The following is a 14,444-nucleotide window of genomic DNA, read 5'->3' as shown; positions in this document are numbered from 1 at the left end:
CACGTCGCGGTTGCCGACGACGTCCGTCACCACGGCGGGCAGGCCGGCCACCTGAGCCTCGATCAGTGCCAGCGGCATGCCTTCCCAGCGCGAGGTCTGGACGTAGATGTCCAGTCCGGACGTCAACCTCGTTGCGTCGCTCTATTTGCAGAACGCGCTCGGATTGAGCGCCGCGCATGCCGGCGCGCTGATGCTGCCGTGGGCGATCGCGGCGTGCTTCGCGATCGCGACGACGCGCCGCTGCTTTCCGCGCCACGGCGCGAAGCCGTTGTTCGCGTGCGGCATCGCGATCGACTGTGTCGGCATCGCACTGCTCGCGACGCCGTGGGCCGGCGTCGAAGCCGTGCGCATCGCCGCATTCGCGGCGATGGGGTTCGGCGCGAGCCTGTGCACGAGTACATCGCAAAGCGCGGCGTTCGTCGACGTGCCGGCCGACCGGATGGGCGACGCGAGCGCGCTGTGGAACATCAACCGCCAGTTGAGCTTTTGCATCGGCGTGGCCGTGCTCGGCAGCGCACTCAATGCGTTGCTGGCGTTCGACGCGGGCGGCCCGTCGCTCGAGCCGTACCGCTGGTGCTTCGGGCTGGCGGTCGTGCTGACCTTGCTGCCGCTCGGTTTGATCGCGCGGCTTCCCGCGCATGGTGCGCCGGCCGCGCAACCCGTTTCATCCCACTCCTGAGAACCTGAGAGCCTTATGACTTTGCCGAATCCGTATTTCAAGGAAGTCGTCGATACCGTTGTCGACATCGAGTGCTGGTTGTCCGGCCGTGCTGCACCCGAGCGGCTCGCGGCGCTGATGGCGCGTTTTTCGCCGGGATTTTCGATGATCGCGATGTCGGGTGCGGTGCTCGATTACGCGGGCGTCGATGCGCTGTTTTCAAACGGGTATGGTGCGCGTTCCGGGCTGGCGATCGAGATCGACGAGTTGCGCGGGCTGGCCGTATGGTCCGACGGCGCGACGATCGGCTATCGCGAAACGCAGACCGATGCGGAGGGGCGGCGCACGGTGCGGCGTTCGACGGCCGTATTCCGGCGCGAGGCGGACGGCCTGATCGTGTGGCGCCATCTGCACGAGACGCCGGTCGTCGCGTGAGGAGGGTGCCCGCCGCCGCGCACGAAGCGGCGCGGACGCCGGGCCGGCGTTACTTGTCCAGCTCCGGATAGTGCCGGAAGATGCCCATGTCGTTGAACGGAATACGGCGTTCCGACTCGAGATAGTGCGCGACCGGCGGATGCAGTGCGACGCGGTCGTGCAGTGCGACCAGCGCCGCGATCTTGCGCTCCGCGCGCTTCATCGCTTTCGGAAACGCGTAACGCAGGCCCTCGATCAACTGGAACATCGACAGGTCCGCATAGCTGAGTGCGTTGCCGGCGAGGTAGCCGCTCTGGTGCGGATTCTGGTCGAGTACGCGCTCGAAGTAACCGAGGAATTTCGGCAGCCGGTTTTCCAGGAAATCGGCTGCGCGCTCGGCGGCTTCCGCCTGCTGATCCTCGTAGTAGAGGCCGCTTGCGATCGGGTGATGCGTGTCGTGGATCTCGGCGACGAAATCGGCGACGGTCAACTGAAGCTGGTGCACCCACAGCCGGCCGGCTTCGTCGTCGGGCGCGAGCCCGAGCCGCGCGCCGAGAAACAGCAGGATGTTCGCGGTCTGCCCGATGACAACGTCGCCAGCTTTCAGGAACGGCGGCGCGAACGGCACGCATTCCGCCTTCGTGCTGTCCATCATGCGCATCATCGCCGGCACGCCCATGCCGCGCCCCGATTCGCGCGCGACGTCGACATAGTCGGCTTCGGCCGCTTCGAGCGCGAGCCGCACATATTCGCCTCGGCCCTGGATCTCGGGCCAGTAATACAGTTCGTATCGCATGCTGTTTTCCCGTTCGTTGAGCCGGCTTCCGCAGGCATCGTGACGACCGGGCGGCCGCGTGTCGCGCGCCGCCCGCTGCGAATAGACAGTCTAGGCGATCGCCGGAAAAGTGCCGCGCGCATCGCGCGCTACGCATCGCGCGCTACGCGTCGCGCTCGCCGCCCTCGGGGCCGTAGAAGAACACCCAGGTCGAGAAGTCGTCGGAGAAGCCGACGAAACGGTGCTCGGCGTGTGCGGGGACGAACAGCACGTCACCGGCCGCGACCTCGCATGTGCGATCGTCGATGACGAAGCGGGACGTGCCGGTGGCGATCGCGTAAACCTCGTCGCGCGTATGCGGCTTCTGCTTGTCCTCGATGCGCGGCCGGTACAGCTCGACGTCGAGCGTGCCGTGGTGGAACAGTGTCGTGAACAGCGTGCCTGCTTCGTCGAGGCGGGCGAGCGATTCGTTCAGGCCGAGCTTCATTCTGGTGTGCTCCGGGTCTGGATCGTGGGGATCGGGCCATCTGCGTCGTGCCATCGTAGCGCGAAATGCCGGGGGCGTCGTACGGCGCGCACGGGACGCAGGATCGCCACCGGTGGAACGAATCAAGCGTGAGCTCGCCATCCGTGAAACGCGGGCGTCCATCCGCGAAACGACGACGCGATTGTGCGGATTCGATCGTGAACTTCACCGCAATTTAATAAACGCCGACTACGATCCGGCCTCGTCAATCTACAAAAGCGCAGCGAATCGATTCGCGCTGCAGCACTGCCGTCCGTCGCTCACCTGCGCGACACGCCCGATTGCCATTTCCCGTGACCGTGAATGCGACGCCGAGGAAGCTCGTCGACGTCATTCTCATCATTTCGTATTTCTTATGAAACTGAATCCGCTGGCTTCTTCACGCAGAAAATTCCTGGCCGCCGCGCCGGCCGTCGCGGCGGTGCCGCTGCTGAGCGCGTGCGGCGGCGACGACGTCACGTCGGCGCCCGTTACCGACGCGGCGCTGGCCGCGCAGATGTCCGCGAAGCTGAATACGCAGCTCGGCGACGCGGCGACGGTCAACGCGATCGTGCCGGCACTGACCGACGTCGGATTTACTTGGGACTTGCCGACGTTCCCGGCCGCGCAGATCGGCGCGATCGTCGCGTACAGCTTCGGCAATCGCCCGAACGCGGCGAGCGGCAATACGTCGAGCACCGGCGGCAACCAGTCCGCGTTGCCCGACCCGGGGCCCGTCAACGAAGCGCTCGCGGATGCCGTGTATCGCATCCGCCAGCTGAAACCGGTGAAGGTGTACGCGCAGTGGGAGATCGCGCGCTTTCTCGTATCGAAGTACGGGATGGGCGCCGACGTGCTGTCGTCGATCGAGCCGGTGATCGCGAGCGACGGCTCGATCGTGTACCTCAGCACGGCCGGCGTGGCCGCCGAGGCCGTGTCGCGTGCAGGCGGCGCAGCCGCGATGGGCAGCGTCGCGGTGGTCGGTCATCGGGATCACGCGAAGCGCTGCATCCAGACGTCGCAGCAGGCGGGCATGAAGGCGGCCGCGGTTGCGGAGGTGTCGTTGCCGACGCTTTACGACCCGCAGTCGGGCCAGCCGTGGACGCGCAACCGCAGCCTGTACCTCGTACACGACATGTATGCGCAGATGCTCGGCCGCGCGATCGGCGCGACGATGCAGGCGTACCCGAAGGGCTGACGCACTTTCTTTCTCCCGATTCCAATGACCATGCAGACCCGCCGCCATTTCCTCGCCTCCGCCTCCGCACTCGCCGCGGCCGGCGCCGCCAGCACGCCCGCCTTCGCGAGCGACGCGCCTGTTTCAGACGCCGAACTGCAACGCCAGATGCTCGGCAAGCTGACGAACGAGCTGAACGACCGCGCAGCCGCCACCGACGAGACCGGCTACCTGTTCAATACGTTTTTCTCGTGGACGCCGCCGACCGTCCAGAACACGGCCATCAACACGATTGCCGCATTCAGCTTCGGCGGTCGCGCCGCGGCATCGTCCGGTGCCGCGCCGGTGCCGGGCCCCGTGAACGAGGCGATTGCCGACGCCGTGTTCCTGCTGCACCAGAAGGTTGCCGTGCGGATCTTCGCGCAGCAGGAGGTCGCGAGCGTGCTCGCGTCGAAATACGGGCTGACGGCCGGCGTGACGTCGATCGCGACCCCGGCCCTGGCCGCCGGCAGCCCGATACCGACGCCCGATGGCGTGGCCGCCGCGATCGTCAAGCAGGCTGGCTCGGCCTCGGCACTCGGCAACGTCGGTGTCGTCACCCATTCGGATCAGGCGTCGATTGCCGTGCGCGTGTCGAATGCCGTGGGGATGCAGGCCGCGGTGCCGGCAGGGCTGACGCTGCCGTCGCTCTACGATGCGTCCGCGCAGATGCCGGCATTGCGACGCCGTGATCTGTACCTGCTGAGCAACGTCGGCGTGCAGCTCGGCATGCTGCGGCTCGACCTGATCAACCGCGAATACCCGAACGGCTGAAGCCGCCGGACGTTCGCTGAACCTTTCCCGTTCATCAACTTCTTCCATTCCGGAATCGTCATGTCCTTTCGTTTTTGGATGCGTGCCATGCTGGTGGCCGCGCTCGGGTCGCTCGTCGCGCTGATCGTCACCGCGTGCGGCTCATCGTCGTCGATGCAGGCGAGCGGCCAGCAGCAGATTCGCCACGTGTTCGTGATCACGCTCGAAAACGAGAACTACGCGACCACGTTCGGCGCGAACACGAAGGCGCCGTACCTCGCGACGACGCTGGCCGCGCAGGGTGCGCTGGTGCAGCAGTACTACGGCACCGGGCACGTGAGCCTCGACAACTACATCGCGATGCTCAGCGGCCAGTCGCCGACCAATGAAACCGACAACGACTGCCCGGTGTTCCAGGACTACAAGCTGACCGGGATGACGCCGGATGGGCAGGCGATCGGCTCGGGCTGCGTGTATCCGGCCACCGTGAAGACGCTGCCCGACCAGCTGAAGGCGGCCGGCTATACGTGGAAGGGCTACGAAGAGGACATGGGCAACGACCCGTCGCGCGAGGCGGCGACCTGCGGCCATCCGACGCTGAACACGACCGACCTGACGCAAGTCGCGCAGGCGCCGAGTGCAGCCGTGCCGGCCGGCGACCAGTACGCGACGCGCCACAATCCGTTCGTGTACTTCCATTCGATCATCGACTCGCCGGATTGCGCGAAGAACGTCGTGAATCTCGCGAACCTCGAGAACGACCTGAAGTCGGCCGACACCACGGCGAACTTCAACCTGATCACGCCGAACCTGTGTCACGACGGCCATGACGCGCCGTGTGCGAACGGCGAAGCGGGCGGCCTGACGAGCGCCGACGCGTTCCTGAAGAAGTGGGTGCCGCTGATCACCGCGTCGCCGGCGTTCCAGAAGGACGGGCTGCTGATCGTCAATTTCGACGAGAGCAGCTATGCGAGCGTGTCGCAGCCGTCGCCGGGCGTGACCAACCTCACGTTCGCGGGCACCACCTGCTGCAGCCAGCAGCCGGGGCCGAACCTGCCGGTCTTCCCGCAGACGTCGTCGCTCGCCTACAAGGGCGCGACGATCAACCTCACGAAGCAGAGCTTCGGCGGCGACCAGACGGGCGCGGTGATGATCTCGAAGTTCATCAAGCCGGGCACCGTGTCGACGGTCGCGTACAACCACTATTCGATGCTGAAGAGCGTCGAGGACATCTTCGGGCTCGACCATCTCGGCTATGCAGGGCAGGCCGGCCTGGAGGGCTTCGGCGGCGACGTGTTCACGAACCTGTGAGGCCGGCACGCGGGGGCTGGCGCGCGCTGGGCGCGGCGCTGGCGATCGGGTGGTGCGTAACGGCGGCCGGCGCTGCGCCGGGCAGTGCGGCAGCGCCGGCGATATCGCCCGAAGCCACTGCCGGCGACATGGCCGCGCTCGGCAAGCTGATGTTCTTCGATCCGGCGCTGTCGGCGTCGGGCCGGATGTCGTGCGCGACGTGCCATAGCCCCGATCACGCGTACGGGCCGCCGAACGGTCTCGCCGCGCAACTCGGCGGCGCGGATCTGAAGCGGCAGGGCACGCGCGCGGTGCCGAGCCTGCGCTACGTGCTGAACCGCACGCCGGTCTGGTCGCACCCGCAGGCCGCCAGCGTGGCCGAGCGGCTGACCGAAACCGACAACGCGCCGATCGGCGGTTTCGGCTGGGACGGCCGCTTCGACCGGCCGCGCGACCAGGCGAGCTTTCCGCTGCTGAATCCGGACGAAATGGCGAACCCGAGCGCGGAGGCCGTGGTCGGAAAGCTGCGGCGTGCACCGTACGCGGACCGCTTTCGCCGCGTGTTCGGCGCGCATGCGCTCGACGACCCGCAGCAGGCGTTCGCGAACGCGATGCGCGCGATCGAGCGTTTCGAGCTCGACGATGCGAGCTTTCATCCGTACACGAGCAAGTTCGACTACTACCTCGACGGCAAGGTCGAACTGAGTGCGCGGGAACTGCGCGGCAAGCGGTTGTTCGACGATCCCGCGCGCGGCAACTGCGCGTCGTGTCACATCGACCAGCCGGGTGTGAACGGCGCGCATCCGCTGCTGACCGACTTCACGTTCGAAGCGCTCGGCGTGCCGCGCAACCGCGAATTGCGCGCGAACGCGAATCCCGACTACTACGACCTCGGGCTGTGCGGCCCCGTGCGGAAGGACCAGGCGGCGGACCGCGCGAACTGCGGGTTGTTCAAGACGCCGTCGCTGCGCAACACGTCGCTACGCCGGGTGTTCTTCCACAACGGCCGCTTCCACACGCTGAAGGACGCGCTGCGTTTCTACGTGCAGCGCGATACCGACCCGGCGAAGTGGTATCCGGCCGACCGGCACGGCCGCGTCGTGCCGTACGACGACCTGCCTGCGCATCTGCGCGTGAACGTCGACACGACGGACGAGCCGCTCACACGCAAGCGCGGCGAGAAACCGGTGTGGAGCGAGCGCGATATCGACGACGTCGCGGCGTTCCTCGCGACGCTCGACGACGGGTATGTGCTGCCGGCGAAAGCGGCCGGCCGGCGCGGGTCGCGCTGACACGCGCCACGCGCGGCGGCGGCAATCGCCGCCGCGTCGTGGCGTTCGTGTTGCCGGGTAATGCTTATCCGGGTATCGCGTGTACTACCCAACCTACTGTTTTTATTCACTTTTTTCGTTATCGTGGTACTCCATGGGCCGATTTTGCGTGGCATAATCGATCACATCCGTAAGGCTTGTAGTCACAACGACCCCGCATACCCATGGCACAGACTCTCTACGACAAACTGTGGAACACCCACGTGGTCCACACCGAGGAAGACGGCACGACGCTGCTCTATATCGACCGTCAGCTGCTGCATGAAGTCACGAGCCCGCAGGCGTTCGAAGGGCTGAAGATGGCGCAGCGTCCGGTGTGGCGCATCAGCGCGAACCTGGCCGTGTCGGACCACAACGTGCCGACCACCGATCGCAGCCACGGCATCGCCGATCCCGTCTCGAAGCTGCAGGTCGACACGCTCGACGCGAACTGCGATGCGTTCGGCATCACGCAGTTCAAGATGAACGACGTGCGCCAGGGCATCGTCCACATCATCGGACCGGAGCAGGGCGCGACGCTGCCGGGCATGACGATCGTGTGCGGCGATTCGCATACGTCGACGCACGGCGCGTTCGGCGCACTCGCGCACGGCATCGGCACGTCGGAAGTCGAGCACGTGCTCGCCACGCAAACGCTGCTGCAGAAGAAGAGCAAGAACATGCTCGTGAAGGTCGAGGGCACGCTGCCGCGCGGTTGTACCGCGAAGGACATCGTGCTTGCGATCATCGGCAAGATCGGTACGGCCGGCGGCACGGGCTACGCGATCGAATTCGGCGGCTCGACGATCCGCGCGCTGACGATGGAAGGCCGCATGACCGTCTGCAACATGGCGATCGAAGCCGGCGCGCGCGCGGGCATGGTCGCGGTGGACGACACGACGATCGATTACCTGAAGGGCCGTCCGTTCGTGCCGACCGGCGCGGAATGGAACCAGGCCGTCGAATACTGGCGCCAGTTCAAGTCGGACGAAGGCGCGCAGTTCGATCGCGTGGTCGAGCTGAACGCAGCCGAGATCGTCCCGCAGGTCACATGGGGCACGTCGCCGGAAATGGTCACGTCGATCGACGGTCGCGTGCCCGATCCCGAGCGCGAGAAGGATCCGGTCAAGCGCGACGCGATGGAGCGTGCGCTGGCCTATATGGCGCTCGAGCCGAACACGCCGATCGAGTCGATCAAGGTCGACAAGATCTTCATCGGTTCGTGCACGAACGCGCGCATCGAGGACATCCGCGCAGCCGCGTACGTCGTGAAGAAGCTGAACCGTCGCATCGCGTCGAACGTGCGGCTCGCGATGGTCGTGCCGGGCTCGGGTCTCGTGAAGGCGCAGGCCGAACGTGAAGGGCTCGACAAGGTGTTCACGGATGCCGGCTTCGAATGGCGCGAGCCGGGCTGCTCGATGTGCCTCGCGATGAACGCCGATCGTCTGGATCCGGGCGAGCGCTGCGCATCGACGTCGAACCGCAACTTCGAAGGCCGGCAGGGCGCGGGCGGTCGTACGCACCTCGTCAGCCCCGCGATGGCGGCAGCCGCGGCGATCGAAGGCCATTTCGTCGACATTCGCCAGCTGGGGTAACGCGTGACGGCATCGAAACTCGTGGCGCGGCTGGTTGCCGCGCTGGCGCTCGCAGGGCTGGGCTTCGGCCTCGCGGGCTGCAATACCGTCCAGGGCTTCGGGCAGGACGTCAACGCCGCCGGCAGCGCGCTGAAGCGCGCCGCGGAGTAACGTCCCCCACCGAGAATTTGTCGATGTGCGCCGGCTGAATGCCGGCCCTTCAACCGGATAGACGGATCATGGAAAAATTCACAGTGCATACCGGCGTCGTGGCGCCGCTCGATCGCGAAAACGTCGACACCGACGCGATCATTCCGAAGCAGTTCCTGAAGTCGATCAAGCGCACGGGTTTCGGCCCGAACGCGTTCGACGAGTGGCGTTATCTCGACCACGGCGAACCGGGGCAGGACAACTCGACGCGTCCGCTGAATCCCGACTTCGTGCTGAACCAGCCGCGCTACCAGGGCGCATCGGTGCTGCTCGCGCGCAAGAACTTCGGCTGCGGCAGCTCGCGCGAGCACGCGCCGTGGGCGCTGCAGCAGTACGGCTTCCGCGCGATCATCGCGCCGAGCTTCGCGGACATCTTCTTCAACAACTGCTACAAGAACGGGCTGCTGCCGATCGTGCTGACCGAGCAGCAGGTCGATCACCTGTTCAACGAGACGGTCGCGTTCAACGGCTTCGAAGTGACGGTCGACCTCGACGCGCAGGTCGTGCGCACGGGCGACGGCCGTGCGTATCCGTTCGAGATCACCGCGTTCCGCAAGTACTGCCTGCTGAACGGCTTCGACGACATCGGCCTCACGCTGCGCCACGCGGACAAGATCCGCCAGTTCGAGGCCGAGCGCCTCGTGAAGCAGCCGTGGCTCAACACCAAGCTGGTCGGCTGACAGCGCCTTTCGGGCGGGCGCGCCGGCGGCGCGTTCGCCGGCCTGCCTCCATCACACTCTACCCAGTCAGGAATTTCGCATGAAGATTGCAGTGTTGCCCGGCGACGGCATCGGTCCGGAAATCGTCAATGAAGCCGTGAAGGTGCTGAACGCACTCGACGAGAAGTTCGAACTCGAACAGGCGCCGGTCGGCGGCGCGGGCTACGAGGCGAGCGGCCATCCGCTGCCCGACGCGACGCTGAAGCTCGCGAAGGACGCCGACGCGATCCTGTTCGGCGCCGTGGGCGACTGGAAGTACGACTCGCTCGAGCGCGCGCTGCGCCCCGAGCAGGCGATCCTCGGGCTGCGCAAGCATCTCGAGCTGTTCGCGAACTTCCGCCCGGCAATCTGCTATCCGCAGCTCGTCGATGCATCGCCGCTGAAGCCCGAGCTGGTCGCGGGCCTCGACATCCTGATCGTGCGCGAACTGAACGGCGACATCTACTTCGGTCAGCCGCGCGGCGTGCGCGCTGCACCGGACGGCCTGTTCGCCGGCGAGCGCGAAGGTTTCGACACGATGCGCTATTCGGAACCGGAAGTGCGCCGCATCGCACACGTCGCGTTCCAGGCGGCCCGCAAGCGCGCGAAGAAGCTGCTGTCGGTCGACAAGGCGAACGTGCTCGAAACGTCGCAGTTCTGGCGCGACATCATGATCGACGTGTCGAAGGAATACGCGGACGTCGAGCTGTCGCACATGTACGTCGACAACGCGGCGATGCAGCTTGCGAAGGCGCCGAAGCAGTTCGACGTGATCGTCACCGGCAACATGTTCGGCGACATCCTGTCGGATGAAGCGTCGATGCTGACGGGCTCGATCGGCATGCTGCCGTCGGCGTCGCTCGACAAGAACAACAAGGGCCTGTACGAACCGTCGCACGGTTCGGCACCGGACATCGCGGGCAAGGGCATTGCAAACCCGCTCGCGACGATCCTGTCGGCCGCGATGATGCTGCGCTACTCGCTGAATCGTGCAGAGCAGGCCGATCGCATCGAGCGCGCGGTGAAAGCGGTGCTCGAACAGGGCTACCGCACGGGCGACATCGCGACGCCGGGCTGCCAGCAAGTGGGCACGGCGGCGATGGGCGACGCGGTGGTCGCGGCGCTGTAACGCAAACAGGTAGAAAGGGCGCGAACGGGCCGCGAAATCGGCCGGTTCGCGTGCGGTTGGCCGTTGTGCGGGCCACCGGCTTTGTGTAGACTCGAACGATGGCGCATTTTTCCCTGATCTCCCCGGTCTTGAAACTCCACGGCAACATTGCCCGTGCGGGTGCGCGCGCCATCGTCATCACGAAAACCATTACCACGAAAACGATCATTAAACGCTGATCGTCCGTCGTGCCCGCCTATTTCCCCGCGCGGTCACACCGGGGACGGAAATGGCGGGGAAGCTCCATCAAAGGGTTAGTCATGAACGTAGGTCTCGTAGGTTGGCGCGGCATGGTCGGCAGCGTCCTGATGCAGCGCATGCAGGAAGAGGGCGATTTCGACCTGATCGAACCGGTGTTTTTCAGCACCAGCAACACGGGCGGCAAAGCGCCGTCGTTCGCGAAAAACGAGACTACGCTCAAGGACGCGACCAACGTCGACGAGCTGAAGAAGTGCGACGTGATCATCACGTGCCAGGGCGGCGACTACACGAACGACGTGTTCCCGAAGCTGCGCGCAGCCGGCTGGAACGGCTACTGGATCGATGCGGCATCGTCGCTGCGGATGCAGGACGACGCGGTCATCATCCTCGATCCGGTCAACCTCGACGTGATCAAGGATGCGCTCGTCAAGGGCACGAAGAACTTCGTCGGCGGCAACTGCACGGTCAGCCTGATGCTGATGGCGCTCGGCGGCCTGTTCCGCGAGAACCTCGTCGACTGGATGACGGCGATGACCTACCAGGCCGCATCGGGCGCGGGCGCGCAGAACATGCGTGAACTGCTGTCGCAGATGGGCACGCTGAACGGCGCCGTGAAGGAGCAACTCGCCGATCCGGCGTCCGCGATCCTCGACATCGACCGCCGCGTGCTGGCCGCGATGAACAGCGATGCGATGCCGACGAGCCACTTCGGCGTGCCGCTCGCCGGTTCGCTGATCCCGTGGATCGACAAGGATCTCGGCAACGGGATGTCGAAGGAAGAATGGAAGGGCGGCGCGGAAACCAACAAGATCCTCGGCAAGCCGGCCATGGGCCAGCCGGGTTCGATCCCGGTCGACGGCCTGTGCGTGCGGATCGGCGCAATGCGCTGCCACTCGCAGGCGCTGACGATCAAGCTGAACAAGGACGTGCCGCTCGACGAAATCAACGACATCCTCGCATCGGCGAACGACTGGGTGAAGGTCGTGCCGAACGAGCGTGAAGCGTCGATGCGCGACCTGTCGCCGGCGAACGTCACGGGCACGCTGACGGTGCCGGTCGGCCGCCTGCGCAAGCTCGCGATGGGCGGCGAATACCTGTCGGCGTTCACGGTCGGCGACCAGCTGCTGTGGGGCGCGGCCGAGCCGCTGCGCCGCATGCTGCGTATCCTGCTCGACAAGTAAGCCTGCATGTCCGGCCCGCGAGATGCGGGCCGCATTGCACGAGATTGCGCGCCGCGTCGGCCTTGAACCTGTCAAGGCTGGCGCGGCGCGTTTTTCATGCGCGGGTCAGCGCATGTTCAGGAGCGTCTGGTCGACGGTCTGCTGGGTCTTGATCGTCTGCGCGTTGGCCTGGTAGTCACGCTGCGCCTTGATCAGGTTCACGAGCTCGGTCGTCAGGTCGACGTTCGAGTTTTCCAGCGCGCTCCCCTGCAGCGTGCCGTGGTTCGTGCTGCCGGGCGCGGAGATCTGCGGCACGCCCGACGCGGCGGTTTCCACATACTGATTGCCGCCGATGTTCTCGAGCCCGTTCGGGTTGTTGAAGTTCGCGAGCGCGATCAGGCCGAGCACCGCGCTCTGGCCGTTCGAGTAATTGCCGGTGAGCTTGCCGTCGGCGCCGATCGAGAACGTCGTCAGCGTGCCGCTCGCGAAGCCGTCCTGGGCGAGATTGTTCACGCCGCTTTTCCCGCCGAACTGCGTCGTGCCGCCCAGGTCGAGCGTCAGGTTCTGCGGATTGGCGCCGCCCGACGCGTTGGGGATCGAGAACGCGAACTGGCCGAGGCTCGCCGTCGGCTGGCCGGTTGCGGCCGACGTCGTCGAGCTGATCCGGCCCGATGCGTCGAACGTGACGGTACCGAGATTCGTCGGTTTTTGACCCTGCACGCCGGCGTAGACCTGCCAGGTGCCGGCCGTGTTCTTCGTGAAATACATCGACACCTGTTGCGCGCCGCCGAGCGTGTCGTACACCTGGATCGACGAATTGTAGTTGTACGTGGCGTTGTCGCCAGCGTCGAACGGCGTCTTGGCCGGCACCTTGTCCTGCGAGTTCAGGTTGAACTGGCCGGCGATCTTCGTCGACGCCTGCGGTGCGATGTTGGTGGTCGGCGCCTGCAGCGGCACGGTCGCCGCGGTGTTGATGGCGCCGCCCGGGCCCGCTGCATAGCCCATCAGGTTGCGGTTTTGCGCGTCGACGATGGCGCCGCTCTTGTCGCGGTGGAATACGCCGTCACGCGAGTACGTCGTCACGCCGTTGTTCGACATCTGGAAGAAGCCGTTGCCGTTGATCGCGATGTCGAGCGACGACTTCGTCGTGTTGATCGTCCCCTGGCCGAATTGTTGCTGCACCGACGTGAGCCGCGTGCCGATGCCGATCTGCGTGTTGGTCGACGTCGCGACCGAATTCGCGTACATGTCGGCGAAGTTCGCGCGACCCTGCTTGAAGCCAACCGTGTTTGCGTTCGCGATGTTGTTGCCGATCACGTCGAGATGGTTCGCCGCGCCGGCCAACCCGCTCAAGCCCTGTTGATAGCCCATGTTCGATCCCCGTAACGAGCTGGTGAGTAAATGCAGTCGTGCGACTGCGCGATGCCTCCCTGGCACCTCACGGCGTCAGCCCGGCCGACCGCGTGCCCGCCGTTTCGGCAGAGGCGGGCGCGAGGGTCGAATTGCGCCGATTCTTGTTTGAAGACGATCGTAGCGACGGCAATTATTCGATCTGTGTAATTTTGTGTAATGTAATTGAATTGCTGCTGAAATGATCGATTTCGTATGAGCAATGGGATGGGGGTGAGACCTGGAAGCCTTGATGGGCGGGGGATTGGCGGCGGAAATTCCCAATTCGACGATAAGAGAGGGGAATTGGCCTCTTATCGATCAAATGAAATTGATTGGAATGGATTTGATGGCTGGCGGGATTTATTTTTATTGTCTGCTGTTAATCCATTAACGGCAGGCCGTGCGAATTATTGAGCAAACGTGCCCGATTTCCCGGTCGTGGCGCGGCATCGAGCCTAGGGTATGTCAGCCGCCCGGTGCGCGAGCAAAGGCGGCGACGTTGGTTCGGGACGCGATGCGGTCGGACGGTTTTTCAGCTGCGAGCGGCATGCTTTCGATCGATCGTGGGCGCAGGCATGCGGCATGTACCCCCGGCATCGGTGTGACCCGGTCGCCGGGTGCGCCGGCGTGCGAAGGCGACCGGTTGCACCTGCCGGCGACGAATTCGGCCCGAACCCGATCGCGTGAAGTAAACTACGCGGTTACGACGCACAGACCCGCCGAAAGCGTCGCGTTCCACGCGACGCTTTTGCATTTCTGCGGCAACTTTATTGACGCTTTCAACCGCGAATCCGAGCCGCGCCCGCGCGCGGCGATAGAGCCAACGATGTCCCGAATTTCCTTGTTTCCGCGCCTGTCCCGTCTGTCGCGCGCCGTGCGTGGCGCGCTGGCGATCCTGGCGCTCGGCGCAACCGCATCGGCCTGGGCGGCCGGCACCGGCGAACTGCCGGCGTCTGCTGCCGGCGGCGCAGTGCCGCTTACCGTGACGGTCCAGCCCGGCCAGTCGCTGAACGACATCGCGAAAGCGGCCACGCAGTCGCGCGATCCCGTCGTGCTCGCGCGCGCCGGCCGCGCGCTGTTCGACGCCAATCCGCAGGCGTTCATGAAGCATGACGCGAGA

Annotated in this window: 15 protein-coding genes and 3 pseudogenes; 14 read left to right on the top strand and 4 right to left on the bottom strand. The window is 65.6% G+C overall.

Annotation, left to right across the window (positions count from 1 at the left end):
• A pseudogene (locus G3N61_RS34000) lies at nt 1–126 on the bottom strand (glycosyltransferase); the annotation flags it as partial.
• Here G3N61_RS34000 and G3N61_RS33995 point away from each other — a divergent pair.
• Nucleotides 122–679 (top strand): annotated as a pseudogene (locus tag G3N61_RS33995) (MFS transporter); the annotation flags it as partial. The pseudogenes G3N61_RS34000 and G3N61_RS33995 overlap by 5 nt on opposite strands.
• Nucleotides 680–694: 15 nt before the next feature.
• Complete coding sequence (locus tag G3N61_RS33990; RefSeq protein WP_205824562.1) at nt 695–1,093, top strand: DUF4440 domain-containing protein; 399 nt, start codon at nt 695–697, stop codon at nt 1,091–1,093.
• Between the two features lie 49 nt (nt 1,094–1,142).
• Here the strand turns inward: G3N61_RS33990 and G3N61_RS33985 are convergent, their stop codons facing one another.
• Entirely contained in the window at nt 1,143–1,868 is a 726-nt protein-coding gene (locus G3N61_RS33985; protein WP_205824561.1) for a glutathione S-transferase, read from the bottom strand.
• A gap of 142 nt (nt 1,869–2,010) precedes the next feature.
• Nucleotides 2,011–2,334, bottom strand: a complete 324-nt coding sequence (locus tag G3N61_RS33980; protein ID WP_205824560.1) for a cupin domain-containing protein — start codon at nt 2,332–2,334, stop codon at nt 2,011–2,013.
• A gap of 394 nt (nt 2,335–2,728) precedes the next feature.
• Between G3N61_RS33980 and G3N61_RS33975 the strand changes: the two genes are divergently transcribed.
• The 10 genes from G3N61_RS33975 (at nt 2,729) to asd (ending at nt 11,953) form a co-directional block, all read left to right on the top strand.
• Nucleotides 2,729–3,550 carry a hypothetical protein gene (locus tag G3N61_RS33975; RefSeq protein WP_089453370.1) on the top strand — a complete coding sequence of 274 codons (822 nt, stop codon included), beginning with the start codon at nt 2,729–2,731 and terminating at the stop codon, nt 3,548–3,550.
• Between the two features lie 30 nt (nt 3,551–3,580).
• Nucleotides 3,581–4,342, top strand: a complete 762-nt coding sequence (locus G3N61_RS33970) for a Tat pathway signal protein (RefSeq protein WP_205824559.1) — start codon at nt 3,581–3,583, stop codon at nt 4,340–4,342.
• 60 nt (nt 4,343–4,402) lie between these two features.
• Complete coding sequence (locus G3N61_RS33965; RefSeq protein ID WP_205824558.1) at nt 4,403–5,632, top strand: alkaline phosphatase family protein; 1,230 nt, start codon at nt 4,403–4,405, stop codon at nt 5,630–5,632.
• Complete coding sequence (locus G3N61_RS33960) at nt 5,629–6,903, top strand: cytochrome c peroxidase (RefSeq protein ID WP_205824557.1); 1,275 nt, start codon at nt 5,629–5,631, stop codon at nt 6,901–6,903. Before G3N61_RS33965 ends, G3N61_RS33960 begins: the two co-directional genes overlap by 4 nt.
• Nucleotides 6,904–7,106: 203 nt before the next feature.
• Complete coding sequence (gene leuC, locus G3N61_RS33955) at nt 7,107–8,516, top strand: 3-isopropylmalate dehydratase large subunit (protein ID WP_089453366.1); 1,410 nt, start codon at nt 7,107–7,109, stop codon at nt 8,514–8,516.
• Nucleotides 8,517–8,519: 3 nt separating this feature from the next.
• Nucleotides 8,520–8,666, top strand: coding sequence for an entericidin A/B family lipoprotein (locus G3N61_RS33950; protein ID WP_043177617.1), 147 nt, complete (start codon nt 8,520–8,522; stop codon nt 8,664–8,666).
• Between the two features lie 68 nt (nt 8,667–8,734).
• Nucleotides 8,735–9,385 (top strand): 3-isopropylmalate dehydratase small subunit, encoded by a 651-nt coding sequence (gene leuD / locus G3N61_RS33945; protein WP_043177614.1) that lies wholly within the window; start codon nt 8,735–8,737, stop codon nt 9,383–9,385.
• 79 nt (nt 9,386–9,464) lie between these two features.
• The gene (leuB, locus tag G3N61_RS33940; RefSeq protein ID WP_089453365.1) at nt 9,465–10,532 is read left to right on the top strand and encodes a 3-isopropylmalate dehydrogenase; all 1,068 of its coding nucleotides are present in this window, start codon (nt 9,465–9,467) and stop codon (nt 10,530–10,532) included.
• 98 nt (nt 10,533–10,630) lie between these two features.
• On the top strand, nt 10,631–10,750 hold the full coding sequence (locus G3N61_RS40350; RefSeq protein ID WP_041493347.1) for a hypothetical protein: 120 nt from the start codon (nt 10,631–10,633) through the stop codon (nt 10,748–10,750).
• 81 nt (nt 10,751–10,831) lie between these two features.
• The gene (gene asd, locus G3N61_RS33935) at nt 10,832–11,953 is read left to right on the top strand and encodes an aspartate-semialdehyde dehydrogenase (protein ID WP_043177609.1); all 1,122 of its coding nucleotides are present in this window, start codon (nt 10,832–10,834) and stop codon (nt 11,951–11,953) included.
• A gap of 105 nt (nt 11,954–12,058) precedes the next feature.
• Here asd and flgE read toward each other — a convergent pair whose 3' ends face one another.
• Nucleotides 12,059–13,303, bottom strand: a complete 1,245-nt coding sequence (gene flgE, locus G3N61_RS33930) for a flagellar hook protein FlgE (RefSeq protein ID WP_205824556.1) — start codon at nt 13,301–13,303, stop codon at nt 12,059–12,061.
• 234 nt (nt 13,304–13,537) lie between these two features.
• Between flgE and G3N61_RS33925 the strand changes: the two genes are divergently transcribed.
• Nucleotides 13,538–13,738, top strand: coding sequence for a hypothetical protein (locus tag G3N61_RS33925; protein WP_143331156.1), 201 nt, complete (start codon nt 13,538–13,540; stop codon nt 13,736–13,738).
• Between the two features lie 133 nt (nt 13,739–13,871).
• A pseudogene (locus tag G3N61_RS39835) lies at nt 13,872–14,444 on the top strand (hypothetical protein); the annotation flags it as partial.

The sequence above is a fragment of the Burkholderia sp. Ac-20349 genome, from assembly GCF_017104865.1.
Taxonomy (GTDB): domain Bacteria; phylum Pseudomonadota; class Gammaproteobacteria; order Burkholderiales; family Burkholderiaceae; genus Burkholderia; species Burkholderia aenigmatica.
Note: the sequence above shows the minus strand (reverse complement) of the source record. Positions and strands in the feature narration are given on the sequence as shown.